This is a genomic window from Aeromicrobium phragmitis, assembly GCF_003674095.1.
Lineage (GTDB): Bacteria > Actinomycetota > Actinomycetes > Propionibacteriales > Nocardioidaceae > Aeromicrobium > Aeromicrobium phragmitis.
Genome location: NZ_RDBF01000236.1, coordinates 1 through 330 on the forward strand (window position 1 = coordinate 1; position 330 = coordinate 330).

Genomic DNA, 330 nt, shown 5'->3' on the forward strand with positions numbered 1-330 from the left:
AGTGAGGATCCACTCCAGCAAGCCGGTGAGCACCGGAGCGCTTCCCAGCGCCACGACGGTCCCTACCGCCACACCGTTGGCCTCGGTGCCGAGGAAGAACGTCGGCTGGTACGCCAGAACGCCCAGTGCTCCGACGACGGCCAGGGCCAGCACCGCCGGGGTCGGGGCCGTTCGGGACCGGCCGCTCGTCAGCCAGGCGAAGGCCGCCAGGAGTCCACCGCCCACGAGGATCCGCGCGAGCCCGGCCCCGAGCGAGCCGAGAAGGCCGACAGGATCGATCGTCGAGCCGGCATCGAAGACACCCGACAGCACCGCTACCCCACTCGTCGC

Annotated in this window: 1 protein-coding gene; it reads right to left on the reverse strand. The window is 71.5% G+C overall.

Annotated elements, in window-relative coordinates:
- On the reverse strand, positions 1-330 hold a 330-nt coding region (locus D9V41_RS18385), incomplete at both ends, for an EamA family transporter (RefSeq protein ID WP_208006945.1).